Origin of the sequence: Mycobacteroides sp. CBMA 271 (assembly GCF_009729205.1) — a bacterium.
Taxonomy (GTDB): domain Bacteria; phylum Actinomycetota; class Actinomycetes; order Mycobacteriales; family Mycobacteriaceae; genus Mycobacterium.
This window is the reverse complement of the sequence record NZ_VTHB01000003.1, coordinates 291,311-312,851: the sequence shown is the minus strand read 5'-3', so window position 1 is coordinate 312,851 and position 21,541 is coordinate 291,311. Positions and strand designations below refer to the sequence as shown.

The 21,541-nt window shown below is 64.7% G+C and carries 23 protein-coding genes; 6 read left to right on the top strand and 17 right to left on the bottom strand.

All coding sequences use genetic code 11. The annotated features are described in order from the left end of the window. Entirely contained in the window at positions 1-675 is a 675-nt protein-coding gene (locus FZI91_RS10255) for an isoprenylcysteine carboxylmethyltransferase family protein (RefSeq protein WP_155938894.1), read from the top strand. 3 nt (positions 676-678) lie between these two features. On the opposite strand, the gene FZI91_RS10250 is transcribed toward FZI91_RS10255, so the two are convergent. Together FZI91_RS10250 and FZI91_RS10245 are read right to left on the bottom strand one after the other, a co-directional pair. Next, complete coding sequence (locus FZI91_RS10250; RefSeq protein WP_155938893.1) at positions 679-2,145, bottom strand: amidase; 1,467 nt, start codon at positions 2,143-2,145, stop codon at positions 679-681. Between the two features lie 161 nt (positions 2,146-2,306). Beyond that, on the bottom strand, positions 2,307-3,005 hold the full coding sequence (locus FZI91_RS10245; protein WP_155938892.1) for a pyridoxamine 5'-phosphate oxidase family protein: 699 nt from the start codon (positions 3,003-3,005) through the stop codon (positions 2,307-2,309). A 132-nt stretch (positions 3,006-3,137) separates the two neighbouring features. On the opposite strand from FZI91_RS10245, the gene FZI91_RS10240 reads away from it, so the two are divergent. Then, positions 3,138-4,541 (top strand): PLP-dependent aminotransferase family protein, encoded by a 1,404-nt coding sequence (locus tag FZI91_RS10240; RefSeq protein ID WP_243733965.1) that lies wholly within the window; start codon positions 3,138-3,140, stop codon positions 4,539-4,541. A 64-nt stretch (positions 4,542-4,605) separates the two neighbouring features. On the opposite strand, the gene glgC is transcribed toward FZI91_RS10240, so the two are convergent. Further along, positions 4,606-5,820 (bottom strand): glucose-1-phosphate adenylyltransferase, encoded by a 1,215-nt coding sequence (gene glgC / locus FZI91_RS10235; RefSeq protein ID WP_155938891.1) that lies wholly within the window; start codon positions 5,818-5,820, stop codon positions 4,606-4,608. Between the two features lie 93 nt (positions 5,821-5,913). Here glgC and glgA point away from each other — a divergent pair, with 93 nt between their 5' ends. Then, complete coding sequence (glgA, locus tag FZI91_RS10230) at positions 5,914-7,086, top strand: glycogen synthase (RefSeq protein WP_155938890.1); 1,173 nt, start codon at positions 5,914-5,916, stop codon at positions 7,084-7,086. Between the two features lie 43 nt (positions 7,087-7,129). Here glgA and FZI91_RS10225 read toward each other — a convergent pair whose 3' ends face one another. The 3 genes from FZI91_RS10225 to FZI91_RS10215 all read right to left on the bottom strand — a co-directional run bounded on the left by FZI91_RS10225 (position 7,130) and on the right by FZI91_RS10215 (position 8,314). Beyond that, on the bottom strand, positions 7,130-7,297 hold the full coding sequence (locus FZI91_RS10225) for a DUF3117 domain-containing protein (RefSeq protein WP_005059648.1): 168 nt from the start codon (positions 7,295-7,297) through the stop codon (positions 7,130-7,132). A 131-nt stretch (positions 7,298-7,428) separates the two neighbouring features. Further along, positions 7,429-8,010 (bottom strand): DNA-3-methyladenine glycosylase I, encoded by a 582-nt coding sequence (locus FZI91_RS10220; protein ID WP_155938889.1) that lies wholly within the window; start codon positions 8,008-8,010, stop codon positions 7,429-7,431. Then, positions 8,000-8,314, bottom strand: a complete 315-nt coding sequence (locus tag FZI91_RS10215) for a DivIVA domain-containing protein (protein ID WP_309224075.1) — start codon at positions 8,312-8,314, stop codon at positions 8,000-8,002. Before FZI91_RS10215 ends, FZI91_RS10220 begins: the two co-directional genes overlap by 11 nt. A 49-nt stretch (positions 8,315-8,363) precedes the next feature. Here FZI91_RS10215 and FZI91_RS10210 point away from each other — a divergent pair, with 49 nt between their 5' ends. Beyond that, entirely contained in the window at positions 8,364-8,855 is a 492-nt protein-coding gene (locus tag FZI91_RS10210; protein WP_155938887.1) for a pyridoxamine 5'-phosphate oxidase family protein, read from the top strand. A 49-nt stretch (positions 8,856-8,904) separates the two neighbouring features. Here the strand turns inward: FZI91_RS10210 and FZI91_RS10205 are convergent, their stop codons facing one another. From FZI91_RS10205 to FZI91_RS10170, 8 genes are all read right to left on the bottom strand, one after another. Next, a complete protein-coding gene (locus tag FZI91_RS10205) occupies positions 8,905-9,858 on the bottom strand; it encodes a glucosyl-3-phosphoglycerate synthase (RefSeq protein ID WP_155938886.1) in 954 nt (317 codons plus the stop codon). After that, on the bottom strand, positions 9,855-10,730 hold the full coding sequence (folP, locus tag FZI91_RS10200; RefSeq protein WP_162525791.1) for a dihydropteroate synthase: 876 nt from the start codon (positions 10,728-10,730) through the stop codon (positions 9,855-9,857). Before folP ends, FZI91_RS10205 begins: the two co-directional genes overlap by 4 nt. 108 nt (positions 10,731-10,838) lie before the next feature. Next, the gene (locus FZI91_RS10195) at positions 10,839-11,171 is read right to left on the bottom strand and encodes an HNH endonuclease (protein ID WP_162525792.1); all 333 of its coding nucleotides are present in this window, start codon (positions 11,169-11,171) and stop codon (positions 10,839-10,841) included. Between the two features lie 42 nt (positions 11,172-11,213). After that, complete coding sequence (gene fadD6 / locus FZI91_RS10190) at positions 11,214-13,004, bottom strand: long-chain-acyl-CoA synthetase FadD6 (protein WP_155938884.1); 1,791 nt, start codon at positions 13,002-13,004, stop codon at positions 11,214-11,216. Positions 13,005-13,139: 135 nt separating this feature from the next. Beyond that, positions 13,140-13,682, bottom strand: a complete 543-nt coding sequence (locus FZI91_RS10185) for a TIGR00730 family Rossman fold protein (protein WP_155938883.1) — start codon at positions 13,680-13,682, stop codon at positions 13,140-13,142. Continuing rightward, entirely contained in the window at positions 13,679-14,440 is a 762-nt protein-coding gene (locus FZI91_RS10180; protein ID WP_162525793.1) for a TIGR00730 family Rossman fold protein, read from the bottom strand. The genes FZI91_RS10185 and FZI91_RS10180 overlap by 4 nt, the downstream gene beginning before the upstream one ends. Before the next feature lie 76 nt (positions 14,441-14,516). Further along, positions 14,517-15,467 (bottom strand): TIGR03564 family F420-dependent LLM class oxidoreductase, encoded by a 951-nt coding sequence (locus FZI91_RS10175; protein WP_162525794.1) that lies wholly within the window; start codon positions 15,465-15,467, stop codon positions 14,517-14,519. A 29-nt stretch (positions 15,468-15,496) separates the two neighbouring features. Next, positions 15,497-16,696, bottom strand: a complete 1,200-nt coding sequence (locus FZI91_RS10170; protein ID WP_162525795.1) for an MFS transporter — start codon at positions 16,694-16,696, stop codon at positions 15,497-15,499. A 53-nt stretch (positions 16,697-16,749) separates the two neighbouring features. On the opposite strand from FZI91_RS10170, the gene FZI91_RS10165 reads away from it, so the two are divergent. Next, on the top strand, positions 16,750-17,490 hold the full coding sequence (locus FZI91_RS10165) for a helix-turn-helix transcriptional regulator (protein WP_162525796.1): 741 nt from the start codon (positions 16,750-16,752) through the stop codon (positions 17,488-17,490). Here the strand turns inward: FZI91_RS10165 and dapE are convergent. Continuing rightward, complete coding sequence (gene dapE / locus FZI91_RS10160; protein ID WP_162525797.1) at positions 17,480-18,556, bottom strand: succinyl-diaminopimelate desuccinylase; 1,077 nt, start codon at positions 18,554-18,556, stop codon at positions 17,480-17,482. The genes FZI91_RS10165 and dapE overlap by 11 nt on opposite strands. A gap of 23 nt (positions 18,557-18,579) precedes the next feature. Between dapE and dapD the strand changes: the two genes are divergently transcribed. Further along, entirely contained in the window at positions 18,580-19,527 is a 948-nt protein-coding gene (gene dapD / locus FZI91_RS10155) for a 2,3,4,5-tetrahydropyridine-2,6-dicarboxylate N-succinyltransferase (RefSeq protein WP_162525798.1), read from the top strand. Positions 19,528-19,595: 68 nt separating this feature from the next. Here the strand turns inward: dapD and FZI91_RS10150 are convergent, their stop codons facing one another. Together FZI91_RS10150 and FZI91_RS10145 are read right to left on the bottom strand one after the other, a co-directional pair. Continuing rightward, the gene (locus FZI91_RS10150; protein WP_162525799.1) at positions 19,596-20,144 is read right to left on the bottom strand and encodes a DinB family protein; all 549 of its coding nucleotides are present in this window, start codon (positions 20,142-20,144) and stop codon (positions 19,596-19,598) included. After that, entirely contained in the window at positions 20,141-21,532 is a 1,392-nt protein-coding gene (locus FZI91_RS10145; RefSeq protein WP_155938880.1) for an acyl-CoA synthetase, read from the bottom strand. The genes FZI91_RS10150 and FZI91_RS10145 overlap by 4 nt, the downstream gene beginning before the upstream one ends. Between the last annotated feature and the right edge of the window lie 9 nt (positions 21,533-21,541).

The following is a 21,541-nucleotide window of genomic DNA, read 5'->3' as shown; positions in this document are numbered from 1 at the left end:
ATGAAAAATGGTGTACAAGCCTTTGTTTCGGGGGTCATCGGCCTCGGCGTGTTCGGCACGGCGCTGTTCTGGCCCGCGGGAACATTCGACTATTGGCAGGCCTGGGTTTTCCTAGGAATCTTCACGACGTGCTCCGTGGTCTCCTCGATCTATCTGGCCAAGACCAATCCTGCTGTGCTGCAGCGACGTTTACACGGCGGTCCGATCGCAGAAACTCGCCTCGTGCAGAAGTTCGCGGTCACGGTGCTGCTGAGCTCGTTCCTGGCGATCGTCGTGGTGAGCGCGTTCGACCACAGCTCCGGCTGGTCGCATGTACCGACCTGGCTGGTGATAGTCGGCGAGGTGATGGTGATCCTCGGACTGGGCGCCGCCACGCTGGTGGTGGCCCAGAACAACTATGCCGCGGCGAGCATTACCGTCGAGTCCGGACAGACCGTCACCTCGACCGGCCTGTACGGGTTGGTTCGTCACCCCATGTACACGGGCTCGCTGGTGATGATGGTGGGAATGCCGTTGGCGCTGGGCTCCTATTGGGGTCTGCTCGCGGTCATCCCAGCGGCCGGGTCACTGGTGGTGCGGATCGTGGACGAGGAGAAAATGCTGCGCCACGAGCTGCAGGGGTATGACGAGTACACCGAGAAGGTGCGCAGCCGGCTGGTGCCTCTGGTGTGGTGAGTGCTACACCGGAGGATGTCTGCGATGCCAGTCGGTGACCTGCTGGTATGCGTAACCTGTTCTGATCAAGATACTTTCATCGAGATGGCGGGCCACAAGTTGGAATGTCAGCGGTAGGCCGCCCGAAGTAGATCCGCCGGGCAAGGTGATCGTGGGACTCCCGGACATGTTGAAGGGTTCGGTGAATCGCCACATCAGCGCAGTCCCCTCCGGGGTTGCCCACAGTTGCTTGATGCGATCAATCGTGAGGTTCGACGGTGGCTGCGTCGGTGTGAGAAGCACATCGATATCTCCGAACAACGCATCAAGCCCACCGGCAAATCTCAAGCGAGCATGCTGAGCCTTCATGACTTGCACACCGGTCGCCGCTCTGCCCAGATCTAAAAGCTTGGCCAGAGAGCCATATTCAGCAGCGCGAGCGGGATACGTCGTCTCGTGCGCAAGGGCCGCCTCGGAGGCGCATGATGCGATCCCCGTAGTGATGAGTTCACTCGGATCCGGAACGGTGACTTCCTTGAATTCCGCGCCCAACGATTCGAGGGTGCTCCGAGCCGCTCGGATCATGGCCACGGTCTCCTCGTCCGCACCGGCATCGTTGTAAGCCGGGTCGAAACCGATCACCAGTCCGTCGATTCGCGCCCCGGTAGCGGCCAGGTAATCGGGCACACCCGCCGCGAGTGTGGTGGGGTCGTTGGGGTCACGTCCCGCTATGGCCGATAAGACAACGCCCGCATCGACCGCCGACCTCGTCATCGGTCCGACGTGATCGAGGCTCTCCGCCAAGGGAAATACCCCATACCGGCTGACTCTTCCCCAGGTCGGCTTGAGACCCGTCAGCCCGTTAGCGGCCGCTGGGTAGCGAATCGATCCGGTGGTGTCGCTACCCAAGGCCGCGAAACACAAACCTGCAGCGGTCGCCACCCCCGAACCGCTCGACGACGCCCCAGCCCAATGCACCGGGTTCCATGGATTGACCGGTGCGACCACGCTGGGGTGGTGCTCTCCGGAGGCACCCTCGGTCAGCGCAAGCTTGCCCAATAGAACCGCACCGGCCTGCCGCAATCGCTCGACAACCGTTGCGTCGTAATCCGGTGTGTAGTGAGCATAAATCGACATCCCTGCGGTGGTACGGACATCCCGCGTACGGATCAGATCTTTGACCGCTATCGGCATTCCATGAAGCGGCCCACGATAGCGACCCTGACGGATCTCCTGCTCAGCCTGCGCGGCCTGGCGCATGGCGAGGTCTTCGGTGACAGTCACGTAGGCATGCAATCGCGGCTGCAGCCGGGAGATTCGGTCCAGCATGGCGCTGGTGAGTTCTGTCGGCGAGATACGACCGTGCTGAATCTCCTTCGCGACATCGAGAAGCGACATGAAGTACACATCGTCTTCGGCGGAGGAAACCGACGCCGCAGGCGCCGCACAGGCGGCCGCCGCGCCTACGGCCGCTACCACCGTGGCAGCCATGAAATTTCGTCTGTCAATCACGCCCAGCCCCCACTGTCATGACCCGAGTCAACCCCGTCGGACTGCTATCCAGTCACCTGACACGCCACCGACGCGCGAAGAAAGTGCCCAGCCTCCCGGTGCCGTTGGTGTGGTGAGGGGCGCCGAGCCACACCCTACGTTCAGCTATCCCATGATGGCCGTAGCAGCCGCTCGCTCCACGCATCCGCAGCCGTTGTGATGGATTGAGCCTGCACGGCATCGACACCGGGCTGGGGCACAGGCTCCCCGATGGAAGATTCGAATGGAAGATATCCAGTCCATATCCCGGCGCTGGGGTCCTCGGTGGGGTGCCCTTCACGGACCTTGACGCTGGCGTGGTCCAGCGGCAGCCGTAACACGTGGGTAGCGGCCAATTCTCGCTTCGTCGGTGGTCGCACTTCTGCCCATCGACCTGGCATCAGGCGGTCCGAGATTGTGCGGATACAGCCCTCGCGTTCCTCCGCCGGAACATCGATCGCGTTGCCGAAAACCATTGCACAACGGTAATTTACCGTTGAGTCGAACAGTGATTGCGCGAAAACGAGACCATCGAAGATGGAGATCGTGGCGACCAATTCGACACCCGCGTTGACAGATTTTGTCAAACCCGCGCCTGAAGACCCATGCATGAGAAGAAAATCGCCGTCCCGCGCATACGCCATGGGAATCACCATCGGCTTACCGTCCGGACGGACAAAACCGACATGGGCAATGGTCCCTGCATCCAAAACCGCGAACAGGTCGGACCGCTCACGCCGTTGCAGCCACTTATAGCGGTGCACCTGAAGGTCTGGGGAGTCGAGCAGTCGGTCACCGGCATTCGTCGCGCTTACTGTCATGGGGCCCATCGTGCCGCGAAGCGGCTCTGGGACAACAGACCACATTCTCTGATTTCGACCAGTCCAGTGCGGGTGTGAGATGATGCCGTTGACCTGCGATACATTCGGGCCACGTTGCGGTGAGGTGTTGGCTTGACTCTGGACATCCCGATGAGAATTGACCGTGCGTCCGGCGTGAGCATTCGGGCACAGATCGTCCAGCAGCTTCGAAATGCCCTGGAATCCGGCTTGCTCCCATCAGGCCGTCCGGTGCCGTCGAGCCGCGCGTTGGCAACAGGATTGGGCGTGTCCAGGAGCACCGTCGTATCGGCGCTTCAAGAACTGGAAGGCGAGGGCTGGATCGAGTCCTCTCAAGGCTCCGGCACTGTGGTATCTCGCCGCCTGGACGCCACGAGCAGCACCGACCACGATCTAGATCAGTCAGAGACCTCCTCGGGGCAAGATATCGAGATCGATATGCGCCCAGGCGATCTCAACCCCGAAGACATTTCACGGGCCGGCTGGCGCGCAGCCTGGCGGTCGATCGAACCCTCCACCACGCCTCCCCCGCCACCAGGTTGCCTCGAGTTACGTGAGGCGTTGTCGGCATATCTGGGATCGTCCCGCGGACTCCCGTGCCACCCCCGGCAGATCGTGGTGTGCGCCGGAACCTCGGAAGCGTTAACCCTTCTCGCACTTGCCTTCCGGTGGCAGGGACGTACGGTCGCCGTCGAAGACCCCGGCTACCCCGCGGTACGACGGACCTTCCACGCCCTCGGGGTGTCGTGGGAGCCGGTGGATGTCACCGACCCCGACCAACTTCTGGCCAACCTTCAATCCACTGAAACATCAATCGCAGCAGCGTATCTGACACCCAGCCATCAGTACCCTCTAGGCCATCGGATCGCCCCCGACATGCGCAGCGACATCTTGCGATGGGCGAACCGGGCAGGAGTGATCCTGATCGAGGACGATTACGACAGCGAGTTCCGGTTCGGCGTCTCGCCCCTCCCCAGCCTGGCCGGCCTGGACACAACCGCCAGCACGATCTACCTGGGAACGATGTCGAAAGTCCTGGACCCCGGACTCCGGCTCAGCTACCTACGAGTGCCAACCCACCTGCTGGGTCCTGTCCTGGAAACTCGCGACATGTTGGGCACGACCGTAGCTGCCCCGGTACAGCAAGCTGTCACCCACTTACTGAGCAGTGGCGAACTCGCCAGGCACATTGCCCGTGTCCGCAGGCTCTATCAAGACCGCCGCCTGACCATGTTGCGGTCGCTGGAGCGAATCCCCGCCATCGACCACATCACCGGAGCCGAGGCCGGGCTGCACGTCTTAGCGTCACTGCGTCAAGGTGTTTCAGCCTCAGCGGCGGTAGAACAAGCCCGTAGCCGCGGTATCTACATCACGGACCTCGATGACTACCGGGCCCGTCCAGACATGTCGAGCCCCGGGCTGGTTCTCGGATATGGACAGCTCAAGCCGGCCACGATCCGGCGGGCGGTGAACCGATTGGCCACACTGCCTGCGTTACGGGAGACCAACGACGGTTGATTGTGTTGTCGCGACTCGACATTCGCGGATCGACGCATACATCGACACCGGCGTGCGAACCACGTCAGATCCAGACGCCCTTGCCGACGGCGACGACACCGCCCGCGCTGACGTTGAACCGTTCCCTGTCGCGTTCGATGTCGACGCCGACCTGCTCGCCAATCCCGACAACCACGTTCTTGTCCAGAATCGCGTGCCGGACCACGGCACCACGACCCACGCGCACCCCGGGCATCAGGACGCTGCCCTCGACGACGGCGCCGTCGTCGACAACGACATTCGAGGACAGCACCGAATTGCGGACGGACCCTGCCGAGATGATGCTCCCGGCGCCCACCACCGACTCCTGCGCGGAACCGCCGTTGACGAACTTGGCGGGGGCCAGGTTCTCCGACTCGCCGCGGATCGGCCAGCGCCGGTTGTACAGGTTGAACACCGGGTGCACGGACACCAGATCCATGTGAGCGTCGTAGAAGGCGTCGAGGGTTCCGACATCACGCCAGTACGCATGATCGCGTTCGGTGGCCCCCGGCACCAGGTTGGTGTTGAAGTCGTAGACCGCGGCACGGCCGTCGGCCACCAGCCGCGGAATGATGTCGCCGCCCATGTCGTGATCTGAGTGGTCGTCCTCGGCGTCCGCACGGATAACGTCGATGAGTTCCTTCGTGGTGAAGATGTAGTTCCCCATCGAGACGAAAGCGGCGTCCGGATCATCTGGGGTCCCTGGAGGATCCGCCGGCTTCTCAACGAACTCGCGGATCCGGCCGGTATCGTCGGCGTCGATGCAACCGAACGCGGTGGCCTCCGCGCGGGGCACCCGGATGCCGGCGACCGTCACCGCCGCCCCACTGTCGATGTGAAAGTCGAGCATCTGCTCGGGATCCATCCGGTACACGTGATCGGCACCGAACACCACGATGTACTCGGGGTCCTCGTCATAGATCAAGTTGAGCGACTGATGGATGGCATCGGCGCTACCCGTGTACCAGCGCGGACCGAGCCGCTGCTGCGCGGGAACAGGCGTGATGTACTCCCCTGCCAGACCCGAGAGTCGCCAATTCTGCGAGATATGCCGGTCAAGTGAGTGCGACTTGTATTGGGTCAGAACACAAATCCGCAGAAATCTCGCATTGACCAGGTTGCTCAGCACGAAGTCAATGAGGCGGTAGGCACCTCCGAAGGGCACCGCCGGTTTCGCACGGTCGGCGGTCAGCGGGTAGAGCCGCTTGCCTTCACCGCCGGCAAGCACGATCCCCAGAACGTGTGGCGATGCCCTCATAGCAATCAACCTATCGGCATGCGGCATAAGCGGCCAGCGCTACGCCCCGTGGCGAGCCTGCGTTCATCCGAGCCACCTACTACGGTCGTGGCTATGCGGGTGGCAATGATGACACGGGAGTATCCACCCGAGGTGTACGGCGGGGCCGGGGTGCATGTCACCGAGTTGGTGGCTCAGCTGCGCACACTCTGCGACGTCGAGGTGCACTGCATGGGCGTGCCCCGCGACGGCGCACACGTGCATCGACCCGATCCCGCGTTGGACGGCGCCAATCCGGCACTGACGACGCTGTCGGCCGATCTGGGGATGGCCGCCGGGGCCGCCGGGGCGGCGGTGGTGCATTCGCACACCTGGTACACGGGCATGGCCGGGCATCTGGCCAAGCTGCTGCACGGCATCCCGCACGTCGTGACCGCGCATTCTCTGGAGCCGCGCCGTCCGTGGAAGGCCGAGCAGCTCGGCGGCGGATACCGGGTGTCGTCGTGGGTGGAACACACCGCAATGCACGCAGCCGATGCCGTCATCGCGGTCAGCAGCGGGATGCGCGAGGACATAATGGCGACCTACCCGGACCTGGACCCCAGCCGGATTCACGTGGTGCGCAACGGAATCGACACCGCTACCTGGTACCCGGTGGACCCGGCGGAAGCGATCGCTCAACCCGGGTCGGTGCTTGCCGAGCTGGGTGTGGATCTGGCGCGCCCGATTGTCGTATTCGTCGGACGGATCACCCGGCAGAAGGGACTCGGGCATCTAGTCGCCGCCGCGCACCACTTCGACCCCGAGATCCAGGTGATTCTGTGCGCCGGTGAGCCGGACACCCAGGAAATCGCCGAGCAGATCACCGGCGCCGTCACCGAGTTGGCCGCCGTACGGCCGGGAGTGCATTGGATACGCGAGTTCCTGCCCACCCACAAGCTGCGGGAAGTGCTTTCCGCAGCAACGGTTTTTGTGTGCCCGTCGATCTACGAACCGCTCGGCATTGTGAATCTCGAGGCCATGGCGTGCGGAACGGCTGTCGTCGCCTCACGCGTCGGCGGGATACCCGAAGTGGTCGCGGACGGCGTTACCGGAACGTTGGTGGCGTATGAGAGCAGCGAGGCCGCCGCATTCGAGGCGGGGCTCGCCGATGCGGTCAATGCGTTGGTCGCCGATCCTACGCGTGCCAAAGAATTCGGCACTGCGGGAAGAGCGCGATGTATCGAGGAGTTCTCGTGGGCGCACATCGCGGAGATGACGTTGCAGATCTACGAAAAGGTGCGCTAAGGCCACCCTCCCGCGGGTGGGGGTACCTCCCGCGGGAGGAGTCCTAGCTGGTGACGTTCTTGAGCTCGTCGCCGAGCGCGGCAGCCTCATCGGGGGTCAGCTCGACCACCAGGCGACCGCCACCTTCCAGTGGCACGCGCATGACGATCCCGCGCCCCTCTTTCGTAGCCTCGAGAGGACCGTCGCCTGTTCGGGGCTTCATGGCCGCCATCGTGTTGCTCCCTCCAAATTCCTGCCAAGGGTGTTCGGCATCTCAGACCATTGTTCCCTATCTGAGCTGCCGTTTCACTGGACCATTCTTCCCTATCGCGAACATCTGGGGACAGCAGACCCTCAACTGAGCTATCCGGCAGGTGCGGTATCGACTCGTGGAACCCAGCAGGACCGCACATGATCGTCCACCATCCCGGTGGCCTGCATCAGTGCATATGCCGTGGTAGGACCCACGAAACGGAACCCACGACGCTTGAGTTCGATCGCCATCGCCGTGGATTCGTCGGTGACGGCGGGGACGTCGGAAACGCGCTGTGGCCGGGCGCGGCGTTTCGGTGCGAACGACCACAACAGGTCAGAAAGATCGGTGTCCAGATCGACGACAACCCGCGCGTTGGAGATGGTCGATACGATTTTGGCGCGGTTGCGGACGATCTCCGCGTCATCCATCAGCCGGGCGATGTCCTTGTCGCCGTACCGAGCGACGGTCTCCGGAGTAAATCCGTCGAACGCACGCCGGAACCCCTCGCGTTTACGCAAGATGGTGATCCAGGACAGGCCGCTCTGGAACGCCTCCAGGCACAACCGCTCGAACATGGCGTCGCGTCCGCGCAACGGGCGTCCCCATTCGGTGTCGTGGTACTCGGCGTATAACGTGGATCCGGGCGGGTCGACGGCCCAGGAGCAGCGGGTGGGCTCCTTACTCGACATGGGCTTCGGTCCTGGCGCGGGCGTCCTGCACCTCGTCTAGCTCGGCACGCAGTTTGTCGATCTGCCGGGCGAGCCGGTCCAGTACCCAGTCGACCTCGCTGGCCTTGTACCCGCGAAACACCAGCGAGAACTTGACGGCATCCACGTCAGGGCCGGTCACCTTCTCGGCCGGCAGGACGGTGGCGGTGGTGCCCTTGGGTAGGGGTGGCAGCTCCTCACCGCGACCAAAGAGCGTCGAGCCCAACACGAACAGCACGGCGGCCACCGCGATGAGAACCAGCAGATATGTCAGTGCGAACGTCACGACACCGATCTTGCCAGCGAGGTCCGACAATCGGACCTACCGTGGGGTGATGACCTCCTGGCAAGAGTTCACGCAACAAGCTCCGACGATCACCGAAGTCTTCGTCCGCCGCCACGCCGCGACGCGCAATCTGTGCTTTCTCTCGACGCTTCGCCGCAGCGGCGCCCCACGCATCAGCCCGATGGAGCCACGCGTCTTCGATGGCCGACTCATCGTCGGCGGCATGCCTGGCACCACCAAGCTCGGCGACTTGGCCCGTGATCCCCGGTTCGAGCTGCACACTGCCTCCACCGACACCCACATCGTCGAGGGCGACGCGAAGGTCTGGGGCACCGTGCGCGACGAGCAAGATCTCGATCTGCATGCCGCCTTCGCCGAGCATCTCTACGCCACGATCGGATTCGATCTGCGCGAACGCCGGTTCGCGCCGTTCTACGTCGCCGATATCGAGGGGGCGTCCGCAGTCCGGCTTGATGGTGGCCACATGGTCGTCACGGTGTGGTCGCCCACCGAGGGCGAGCGAGAAATCCAGAAGATCTGACAGCTTCGTCGAGTGAGCGCTGGCGCTCTCACTCGACGAAAAGATGAGGTCAGCGCAGGGTGTTCATCGGCGGACGGTCGTCCAACGAGACCGTCGAGCTACGCGGGGTGAACCCGTCACCGTCGGCGAAGAACTGAGTGATCCCCACTCCGGAATCCGGAATGCCGCACCGCGACAGCATGGTCGCCATCACCTGACGGCTCATCACCCCGAGTTCGACCAGCGGCCGGTTGCGATGGCTGCGCACACCCAGATTCACCTGGGCGATGGAATTCAGCCCCAGCCGGTCGTAGGTATCGATCAGCAAGCCGATCTCCACGCCGTAGCCGGGCGCAAACGGCACGGACGACAGCAGCTCACGGGTTCCGGCGTACTCGCCGCCCAGCGGCTGCACCACGCAGCTCAGCTCGGGCCGCAGCGCCGCCAGCATGGGCCGGGCCACCAGCTCGGTGACTCGTCCACCACCGTTGGCGTCCTCGGCGCCGCTCACCCTCAGCGGACGCCGGTAGAAGCCCTTCACAAGATGGATGCCCTGCCCCAACAACAGCGGGCCCAACAGATGTGGCACGAACATCGGGTCGGGGTCGATCAGGTCGGAGTCAACGAATGCGATCAGGTCGCCCGTCGTCGCGGCCACCGACCGCCACAGCACCTCACCCTTACCGGGCGTGGGCGGCACCTCGGGCAGCGCCTGCTCCCGGCTGATGACTCGCGCCCCGGCGGCCACCGCACGGATCGCGGTGTCGTCGGTGGAGCCGGAGTCGAGCACGATCAGCTCATCCACCAGACCGCCCAGCAGCGGGCTGATGGTGTCGACGACGGCCGCGACGGTCTCCTGCTCGTTAAGCGCGGGCAGCACCACCGATACGGTGCGGCCCTTCTTCGCGGCGATGAGCTGTTCAACAGTCCATTCGGGCCGGTTCCAGCTGTGGGTGTCCAGCCAGCCCGGGAGACGCGGAGCCGGCGAGATCCAACCTGAGTCAATTCCAACAGTTGCGGTCATGCCAACCCCCTCACTGTTCGCGCCGGCGGACGGGTTCCCACGATGGAGCCCACCATTTCCAGCGTGCGGCGAGTGGGTCCGACTTCATGTACTCGGAACATGCGAGCACCGGCCGCCGCCGCCAACGCGGTCGCGGCGAGAGTGCCCTCGAGTCGTTCCGTCAGTCCCACACCAAGAGTCTCCCCGATGAAATCCTTATTGCTCAACGCCATCAACACTGGCCACCCGGTCTTAACGAGATCGTTTACCTGGCGCAACAAAGCGAGCCCGTGGAAGGTATTTTTGCCGAAATCGTGGGTCGGGTCGATCAGAATCGCATCCTTGGCCACGCCCAGCGCTACCGCGCGCTCGGCCGCAGCCGTCACCTCGGCGATGACGGAGTCAACCACACCGTGCACTTCAGTCCCATAATTCACCCGGAACGGCCTGGTCCGCGGTTCCGCGCCGCCCGTGTGTGAGCAAACCAAACCGGCGCCGTGCGCGGCCGCCACTGCAGGTAGGTCTGGATCGGTGCCCGCCCAAGTGTCGTTGACGAGGTCGGCGCCGGCCGCACAGGCCTTATCCGCTACCTCAGCGCGCCAGGTGTCGACGCTGATCAGCAGGTCCGGATGGGCTCCGCGCACCCATTCGATGAACGGCACTACCCGCGCGATCTCCGCCTCGGCGTCGACGTTCTCGCCAGGGCCCGCCTTAACGCCGCCGATGTCTACAACATCCGCGCCGTCGGCCACCGCTTTGTCCACGGCGGCCTGAGCGGCGTCGTCGGTGAAGGTGGCGCCGCGGTCGTAGAAGGAGTCGGGCGTGCGGTTGACGATCGCCATGATGAGCGCACGGTCCGTCCGGACGGGTCTCCCACAGAACGTCTCCTGCACGCCCTCATTGTGCAGGCCAAGGCCTTGACGCCTGCGCCGAGTGTGACGTCACCGAAAAAACGGCAGATACACCACGGTGACATCACACTCGGCGAACGCAACGGGGCGCTAGGCCAGCGTCGCGGTGACCTCCACGTACCGGCGCAGGAAGGCGCTCTCATCGAGCCGTTTACGCCGCATCCAGCTGGTGACTTCCGCATTGCATTTACTTGCGTTGCAGGATGCACAGGCGGGCACGACATTTGAGCGCGTGTAGCGCCCGCCCCGGGAGATCGCCTGCACGCAGTCACGCTGCAAAGCCAATCCAGTTGCACCGCAGTAGGCGCAGCCACCCCACGCCGCTACCAGCGCGGACCATTCGGCATCAGTGAGGTCATTGTCGGCAAGCTTCACCCGGCGTTGACGGCGCCGCGAGGCGCGCACTCGTCGGCTGACTCCCACGCTCCGAACAGTAACCCCTTGGGGGCCTATCCCTTGGGACCCTTAGCCCTTAGGACGTTGCCCGGCCGCCACTTCGGCCGGGTACTCGGGATAGAACGGGACGTATCCCTCGCTGCGGCCGGCCAGCACGTACACCGGGTCGGTCACCGCCTCGCCGAAGGCCTCGTTGCGCAATTCCACCTTGCGACTCTTGAAGGTGGTGGTGTGCTCCAGGCTGTCGACGATCCTGATGAACAGCGGCAGCGCGTAGGCGGGCAGGTGCTGGTACACCGTGTCGCCCAGCGCCTTTGGATCGAGCTCCACGCCGTCGTGCAACTTGACCGCGGCCATCCCTGCGCGCCCGTCGGTCCCGGGCACCTCTACGCCGAAGACCGTCGACTCCTCGACGGCGCCGTTGTGGTCGATTGCGGCCTCCACCTCGGTAGTGGCCACGTTCTCGCCCTTCCACCGGAAGGTGTCACCGAGCCGGTCACCGAATGCCGCGTGGCCCCAGCCGAGGTTGCGCATCAGATCGCCGGTGTTGAACCAGGTGTCGCCCTTCTTGAAGGCGTCGTGCACCAGCTTCTTCTCCGATGCCGACGGATCCGTGTACCCGTCGAACGGCGAGAGACTGGTGATCTTGCTGATCAGCAGGCCGGCCTCACCCGCACCCACCTTGGTCAGGAAACCCTTCGAATTACGCAGCGGCTCACCGGTCTCCACGTCGTACTTGACGTAGGCGATGGGCATCGGGCAGATCCCGACGGTGCGGTCGATGTTGAGGGCGTTAACGAACGCGGTGTTGGACTCGCTGGCGGAGTAGAACTCGCACACCCGCTTAATGCCGAACCGTTGGGTGAACTCGCCCCACAGCTCCGGCCGCAGTCCGTTGCCGATGATGACCCGCACCTTGTGCTGGCGGTCGGTGGGCTTGGCGGGCTGGTTGAGCAGGTATCGGCACAGCTCGCCGATGTAGATGAAAGCCGTTGCACGGCTGGCAATCACCTCGTCCCAGAACCGCGACACCGAGAATGACTTGCCGATCGCCAGGGTGGCGCCGGCGTTGATCGTGGTCGAGACCGCCAGCGTCAGCGCGTTGTTGTGGTAGAGCGGTAAACAGCTGTAGAGCACATCGTTGGGGCGCAGCCGCAATGCCATGTCGCCGATACCCGACATGCCCCGCAGCCACCGATAGTGGGTCATCACACTGGCTTTCGGCAGCCCGGTGGTGCCCGAGGTGAAGATGTAGAAGGCCCGATCCTTGGTCATCACGGCTTCGGTGACAGCAGGATTGCTGGTCGGCGCCAGGACTGACAGCCTGTCGAGCTCATCGCCGGTCATCAGCGACACCACATTGGCGCCGGATTCATTGACGACGTCAACGAATTCGGCATCGCTGATCAGCAGCTTGGCATCAAGCAGACCGATGCTGTGGGACAGCACATGGCCGCGCTGGTTGTAGTTGAGCATGCCGGCGATGGCGCCGAGTTTGACGGTGGCCAGCATCAGCAGCACCGTCTGAGGCGAGTTGCGCAGCATGATGCCCACCACGTCGCCGCGCCCGACGCCCTTCGAGGCAAGGGTGGCGGCATAGCGGTTGGCGGTGGCATTCGCCTGCGCATAGGTGATGTCTTGACCTTCGAAACGCAGGAAGACCCGGTCAGCGTGTTTGGCGGCGCGCTGAGCGAATACCGCCCCGATCGACCAATTTCCCGTGGGGCTGGACTTGATACCGCTGATGATGCCGCGCGCCATGATCGGCAGGTCAAAAGCTATGCCGGGCAGCTGTGCGAGCACCTCGGTCAGCCGGACCCGTTCACGGGCGGTGGACGGAATGGCACTACTTGCAGACATCTAGGTCTCCCTGTTCTCGGTCTTCGCGCCAGCGGCTCATCCACACTTTTGGTCTTCCCGCAAGCGGGTCATCCACGTTTCTTACCGCCCGGTAGGTATTGGCTCACCGCATTGTTGACGAACCGTCAGGCGCCGTCAATCCGTAGATTTACACGCGTCCAATGCGGCACCGATATCGGTGTGCACCAGCAGCCTGTCCCGGGCGGGGGCCGCCACGTAACCCTTGTCCTGTAGTTCGTCGAGCCAGCTCAGCAGCCCGGTGTAATGACCGTCGGGGTCGAGCAGCACCACCGGCTTCTCGTGTAATCCCAGGTAGCCGGCCGTCCACGTCTCAAAAACCTCTTCGAGGGTCCCGATTCCACCCGGCAGCGTGATGAAGGCATCGGAGCGGTCCTCCATGATCTGCTTGCGTTCGCGCATGGTGGTGGTGACCACGAGTTCGTCGGCGTCGGTATCGGCGACCTCCCGGTGCACCAGGGTCTTGGGGATGACGCCGATGGTGCGTCCGCCGGCTGCGCGGGCCGCCTGGGCTATTGCACCCATGGCCGAGACGTTGCCGCCGCCGGATACCAAGGTCCAGCCGCGTTCGGCGATGGCGGTACCCAGCCGGGTAGCCAGGTCCAGCAGTTCTGGGTGTCGAGGCCCAGAGGCGCAGTACACGCAGACCGACCAACTCATGAACGTGCCCCGCTTCCATTTCCGTTGGCTGCCTCGGCCTGAAGGATCGCCGCCACGGCTTCTTCGACACTGTCGGTCACCGAGAGCAGCGCGATGTCCTGCTCGCCGATCTTGCCGGCAGGCAACAGCGTGCCGCGGATCCAGTCGATCAGGCCCGACCAGTACTCGGTGCCGAGCAGGATGATCGGGAAGCGCGTGACCTTGCGGGTCTGCACCAGGGTGAGCGCCTCGAAGAGCTCGTCGAGGGTGCCGAACCCGCCGGGCAGACAGACGAATGCCTGCGCGTACTTGACGAACATCGTCTTGCGGACGAAGAAGTAGCGGAAGTTGATGCCCAGGTCCACCCATTCGTTGAGGCCCTGTTCGAAGGGCAGCTCGATGCCCAGGCCTACCGAGTAGCCGCCCGATTCGCTGGCGCCGCGGTTGGCGGCCTCCATGGCGCCCGGCCCGCCGCCGGTGATGACGGCGTATCCCGCCTTGGCGAGGGCAATCCCCAGCTCACGACCGAGCCGGTATTCGGGTGAATCCGGCTTTGTCCTGGCCGAGCCGAAAACCGTTACCGCCTTGGGGGTTTCCGCAAGTGCGTCGAATCCCTCGACAAATTCGCCCTGGATGCGCAGCACCCGCCATGGGTCGGTATGCGTCCAGGTTGTGGTGTCTCGGGTATCCAGGAGTCGCTGGTCGGCGGTGATGTTCTCGCAGCGATCACGGCGCAGCTGAACCGGTCCGTGTAGCTGGGGTTCGGTACTTTCGGGCACCTTGCCAGCCTAAGGGCCGACCTCAAACTCGCCGACACGCCATCTCATGACGGGTTCGTATCGCACACATCCGCCGCTAACGGGCGTGTCGGCGAGAGGTGCTGAGCTCACCCAGCAGCGCCAGGGTGCGCGCCTCGTCGTCGGGCCCGCCCAGCTCCGTGTGGCTCGCGAAGACTTCGGTGGCACCGGAGTCGAAGTATCGTTGCAGCCCCTTGGCCACATGCACCTCGTCGCCGATGATCGCCAGTTCCCCGGTGTGCTGAACACCTTCGGCTTCAAGCACTTTCCGATACGACGGGATTGTCTCGTAAAACGCCATGTCCTCGATCGCCAAGGCTCGCACCCGGTCCGGGTCGGAGGTGACGACGACGGCCACTCCGGCGATGACGCGGGGCCGCGGTCGTCCGGCCCGCTCGGCGGCCTGGTTGATGACGGGCACAATCTGCTGACCCAGCGCCCGAGGTCCGGCGTGCAGGGGAATCGTGCCGTCGGCCAGCTCTCCGGTGGCGCGCAGCGCCTGCGGCGCCATGGCCGCCACCAACACCGGAACGTTCTCGCCACCAGGATGAGCGGTGGTGAATTTTGGTGCGACGGTGAGTGTTTCGCCATGGAAATCCGCGGTTCCGGTGTCCAGCAGTTGCCGCAACGTGGTCAGGTATTCGCGCAGGCGGCGGATGGGTTTTTCCACGCGCAGGCCATAGCTCGGCCCCTCGATCGTCGGCGCGCCGAGCCCCAGCCCCAGCTGGAACCGCCCATGGGTCGCGGCCTGCGCGGTCTGCGCCGCGGCGGACACCTCGATGGGGTGGCGCGGATTGATGGGAATGACCGAAACCCCCACGGTGACACCGGGAACTGCCTGCCCGACCACTGCGGCCATGGTTATGGAGTCATAGTGGTACATCTGCCCGAGCCAGAGCGTGCTGATCCCGGCCTCGGCCACCCTGCGCCCGTGCGCGATGAACGAGTCGACGAGGTTGGTGTCGGTTTGCACGCTGAGAGGTCGGCCGATGGCCACTCCGAGTTTCACCTCTCGGCCAACCCGTCGCGTTCGGGCCCCTATTCCCGCTCGGGACGCGGCAACAGGAAGGCCAGCACGATCGCCAGAATCGGCACGAAGCAAAGTGCCGTCAGCACCGCCTCAGGACCGTGGTGGTCGGCCAAGATTCCCAGCAGCGGGACGAAGAACCCGCCGACGCTCACCGCCAAACCCAACGTCACCCCGGCGGCCGTTCCCGGTCGCGTCGGCAGGTAGTCCTGCCCGAGTTTGACCAGCACCGCGAACGGGATGTTGACCGCGATTCCGGCGAGGGCCGCCAACGCCAGCGCGATCCACGGCTGCGGGGACACCCGCAGGGCGACGAAGGCCGGGATGGCAACGACGCTGCCGATCCGGATCGTCGCGATCATGCCGATGCGGTCGCTGATCCGGCCGCCAAGCAGCGTGCCGATCACGCCTCCCCCCAGAAACATCGCCAGCCCCACGCCGCCTAGAGCGGCGGACGCGCCCAGATGGTCGATGAGATACAAGGCGATGAACGTATTCATGCCGAAGTAGATGGCCGAACGCACCACTTCGACGCCGACGAGGATCGAGAACGCGCCCCAGCGGTCGTGTCCCGTCAGCTCCCGCACAACAGAGGTCGCTGATCCCTGCTGCAGCTGATACCGCCACAGTACAAATCCCATGACGACGGCCGGCGGGATGAACCAGGCCGTCGCATCGAGCCCCCAGGACACCAACGCGGGTGTCACCAACGCCGGAGCCAGGAAAAAGCCGACGCTGCCGCCCGCGGCGAACAGGCTCATCGCGGTGGCGCTGTTGCCCGCATCGCGGCGAGCGTCGCGTCCCGCCGCGGGATGGAAGGCCGCCACGCCGAGGCCGGAGATCAGCAACATGGTCCAGACGAGCCAGTAGCCGGGCATCATCCCGGCTAGTCCGGCACCGATCCCGGCGGCGGCCAGGCCCGCAGGGGCCATCCACAGCAGCTTCCATCGATCGGCGATGATCCCGAGCAGCGGTTGAGGTAAGGCGCTGCCCAGGGTGGCCGCGAGTGCCAGACCCGATGCCGCCGCATAGCTGTAGTGGCGTTCCAACACGAAGAACGGGATCGCCGCGGGCACCAGACCCTGATAGAAGTCGTCAACGGCATGTGCGATGACCCAGTACCGCATGCGATTCCACGCCGATGTCGATGATGGAGCGGCGGGCATGACTCGCTCGGTAGTCAGCTGTTCATCGTTCGCTAGATCGGTCACGACGCAAGGTTATGGATTCCCCATCACGTGAACTTCCGATAAAGTGCCATCTTGTGTTGATTAACCGCCACGTCACCGGAGTGATGTCGTTGGCTGGTGGCCATCGCATCGACCACCACTGGCATGAGGTGCACCAGATCGTGTACCCGGCCTCCGGCGTCATCGCGGTGACGACGGCCGAAGGCACCTGGATCGCACCGCCGAACCGCGCGTTGTGGATACCTGCCGGCGCCGGTCACGAACACCGCTTCTACGGGCCTACCGCGTTTCACTCGGTGGGCTTCGATCCCGAAAAGTACGTGGTGGAGATGAGCAGCCCGACGGTGATCGCGGTGTCACCGCTGCTGCGTGAGCTGATCATCAGCTGCTCCGATCCGGGCGAGCTGCCCAGCGATGAAATCGCAAGGCTACGTGGCGTTCTCGTCGACCAACTGCGGCACAGCCCGGAGCAGGCGCTGAAATTACCCACCCCTCGCGACGAGCGTCTGGCCGAGGCGTGCGCCCTGGTGGAGGGCGACCTGACCACGGTATGGACCGTGGCGGAGTTGGGACGGCAGGTGGGTGCCAGTGAGCGCACCCTGACCAGGCTGTTCCGCACGGATATGGGGATGACGTACCCGCAGTGGCGCACCCAGATCCGCCTTCATCACGCGTTGCGGCTGCTGGCGGAAGACAAACCGGTGACCTATGTCGCGCATCAATGTGGTTGGGCCACACCAAGTGCGTTCATCGACGTGTATCGGCGCACCCTCGGTCAAACCCCGGGTACGTATGCCTCGCCCGTCATGCGCTGAGGTAGCGCCGGAGCACCTCGGTGACGTCGGTGATCTGCTGAACCGGAACGTGTTCCCCGCGGGTGTGCGCCAGGTTGGGGTCGCCCGGTCCATAGTTGACCGCGGCGATGCCGCGCGCCGCGAACCGGGACACGTCGGTCCATCCGTACTTGGCGCGTACCACTCCTCCTGCCGCGCGGACCAATTCGGCGGCGGCGGGACGGTCGAGTCCAGGTAGCGCGCCGGCGGCGGAGTCGGTGAGTTCGATCTCGACGCCGAGCCCGTCGAACACTTCGAGGACGTGCGCGAGCGCCTGCTCCGGGGTGCGATCGGGGGCGAAACGGAAATTCACGGTGACCGCCGCGGCGTCGGGGATCACGTTCCCGGCGACCCCGCCGTCGATGCGCACCGCGGACAGGCCCTCCCGGTACTCGCAGCCATCGATGTCGATGATGCGCGCCTGGTAGGCCGCCAGCCTGTCTAGCACGGCACCGAGCTTGTGAATCGCGTTGTCGCCCAGCCAGGACCGCGCCGAATGCGCACGGGTACCGGCCGCCCGGACGACCACACGCAATGTGCCCTGACAGCCCGCCTCGATGAGGCCGGCGGTGGGCTCGCCGAGGATGGCCAGGTCGGCGTCGAGCCACTCCGGTAGTTCGCGTTCGATGCGGCCGAGCCCGTTGAGCGAGGATTCGATCTCCTCGCAGTCGTAGAACACCAACGTCAGGTCGACACGGGGCGTCACCGTGGCGGCCAGGTGCAGGAAGACGGCATCGCCCGATTTCATGTCGACGGTGCCGCAGCCGTAGAGAAGATCGCCGCCCTCCCCCCTCTTCCACTGGCTCGGGACGTTATCGGCGGCGGGCACGGTGTCGAGATGCCCGGCAAGCATCACGCGGGTGCCATGGCCGTTGTTGGTGCGGGCCAGCACCGCATTGCCATTGCGAATGACCTCGAAACCGCTGGTCTGTTCCCGCAGCGCGGTCTCCACTGCGTCGGCGATCTGGGCCTCGTGCCGGGACTCACTGGGAATGTCCACCAGGGCAGCGGTCAGCGCAACCGGGTCACCAGCGAGTTCAAGCGGCACCGATTCAGGCTAGCGTGTACGACGTGAGCGGAGCAGTAGCACTTGGCCTGGCAACCATCGCGGCAGACGGATCGGTACTAGATACCTGGTTCCCGGCGCCCGAATCGACCGATGCACCCGGCACGCCGGGTACCGAGCGGATCTCTGCGGCAGACGCACCCGCTGAACTGTCAGCGCTGGCCGGATCGGACCCCGATCGTGGCGTGGAGAAGGTGTTGGTGCGCACCACGATCGGCTCGCTGACGGATAAGCCCGCCGACGCCTACGACGCCTACCTGCGTCTGCACCTGTTGTCGCATCGGCTGGTGCAGCCGCACGGCGCCAGCATGGACGGACTGTTCGGCGTGCTCACCAACGTGGTGTGGACGAACTTCGGCCCGTGTGCCGTCGAGGGCTTCGAGACGGTGCGGGCCAAGCTGCGTGCCCGCGGTGTGGTGACGGTATTCGGTATCGACAAGTTTCCCCGCATGGTCGACTACGTGGTGCCCACGGGTGTCCGGGTCGCCGACGCCGACCGGGTGCGCCTCGGTGCGCACCTAGCTTCCGGCACCACGGTGATGCACGAGGGCTTTGTGAACTTCAACGCCGGCACGCTCGGTGCGTCGATGGTGGAGGGCCGTATCTCGGCCGGTGTCGTGGTGGGCGACGGCTCCGATATCGGCGGCGGTGCATCGATCATGGGCACCCTGTCCGGTGGTGGCAGCCAGGTGATCTCGGTGGGCCAACGCTCGCTGCTGGGCGCCAACTCGGGTGTCGGAATCAGCCTGGGCGACGACTGCATCGTCGAGGCCGGGCTTTATGTCACGGCGGGTACCAAGGTCGGCACACCCGACGGCAAGACCGTCAAGGCACTCGAGCTGTCCGGCGCCAATAACCTGCTGTTCCGGCGTAATTCGCAGACCGGCGCGGTCGAAGTGGTGTCGCGTGACGGTGGCGCTTTCGAGCTGAACGCCGCCCTGCACGCCAACTAACCCTGCATCGAGACCGAGGTTGTGGCGAGAACGTCTCGCACGTTTTCGCCACAACCTCGGTCTCGGCATTAACGCCAGGCGTACAGGTCGCGCAGTAGCGCGATCTCCGCTCCGTGATGCAACAGTTCGCGATTGATGTGCAGCGCCAGCGTCAGGAACGGTTTCTCGGCCCACGGACCTTCGGCCGGTCCGACCGGCAACGCCAGCGCGGTTTCGTCCTTGCTCAGCACCCCGTCGCGCCAGGCCTCGTACATGACATCGAGCCGTTGCAGGGCATCGGCAGCCGTACCCGGGTAGTCGTAGGTCATGTAGTCGACGGGCGGCCCATCAAAATGACTGGCGATGCGCGCCCCGAGCACGCCCACGATGATGTGGCCGAGTCGCCACGCAATGGTGGTGACCGGTGCGGGTTCTGGTGGTGGAGCGGCGAATTCGATGACGAACTCCCCCGATCCGCCGAGCAACGGCGCCGTCGAGGTGTCGCGTGGACGCACACTCCAACAGTCGCGGACCGGCTCCCAGAAGTACTCGTCGTCGGTCAATCCGTCGAAGCGAGGCCGCAGCTGCGATGTCCAATGCCAATTGATCTGGTCGACGACTTCCTCGGTCACGTTCACGTGATCAACTCTTTCTTCAGTACCTTGCCCATGGCGTTCCGCGGCAATGCATCCACACGCCGCACTTCACGGGGACGCTTATGTACCGATAGTTGTTGTGCCACGTAATCAATGACGTCAGCCTCCGCCACGTCACCGACAATGTAGGCGACGATGCGTTGCCCCAGGTCTTCGTCCGGAACACCCACCACCGCAGCCTCCTCGATGTCGGGGTGCCCCAGCAGCACGGTCTCGATCTCCCCCGCACCGACGCGATAGCCGCCCGACTTGATGAGGTCAACGGATTCGCGTCCGACAATGCGATGCATTCCACTCTCGTCGACGACGGCGGCATCGCCGGTGCGGTACCACCCGTCCTCGGTAAGTACCTCCGCCGTCTTCTCCGGCAGATTGAGGTAGCCGGTGAATAATGTTGGCCCCTGAATCTGCAGCTGACCAACGGTTTCTCCATCGTGTGGGGCCGCCGTGCCGTCCTCGGCCAGCAGACGAGTCTGGATGCCCGTCAACGGATGACCGACCCAACCGGCGCGACGCTCCCCGTCGAAACGTGTGGAGAGCGTGATGACGGTTTCGGTGGCGCCGTACCGTTCGATGACGGCGTGTCCGGTGAGCCGGCGCAGCGCATCGAAAACCGGCACCGGTAGCGGGGCACTGCCCGATACCAGCAGCCGAGCCGAAGACAGTGCCCGAGCACAGCATTCGTCCGCCGCGACGCGCGACCACACCGTCGGTACGCCGAAGTACAAGGTCCCCTGGGCGGCGGCATAGGTCTCAGGCGTCGGTTTCACGGTGTGCACAAAACGGTTTCCCACCCGCAGTGATCCGAGCAATCCGAGTACCAGCCCGTGTACATGGAATAGCGGTAACCCGTGCACCAGAACGTCGTCGGGTGCCCACGCCCATGCGTCCCTGAGCCCATCGAGGCTGGCGGCCAACGCGCGGCGGCTCAGTTGAACTCCCTTAGGCGCGCCCGTGGTCCCCGAGGTGTACACGATGAGTGCCGTTGCCTCGGGGCGCGGTTCGGAGTATTGATGCCACGACCGGGCGTGCAGACGCACCGGTACATGAGGCAATCCCTCCAACTCATCAGGCAACTCGCCCAGCCATCCGACCGCCCCGCTGTCGGCAAGGATGTGACGGCGTTCGGCCATCCCTACATCCGCGGGGACCGGCACGATCGGGACCCCGGCGATGAGACCGGCGATGACCGCGAGCACTGTCTGGATGCTCGGGCGCGCCAGCACGGCAACCGGTCCCGATGCTCCGCCGATCCGCTCGGCCGCCGCCGTCGCAGCACCCACGAGGTCGCCGCGGCCCCAGCTGTCCTCACCGATACGTACCGCATCCGCGAGGTCGGGCATCTTGGGGTGAAGAGACGTCAACAGCATGGGTTCAGC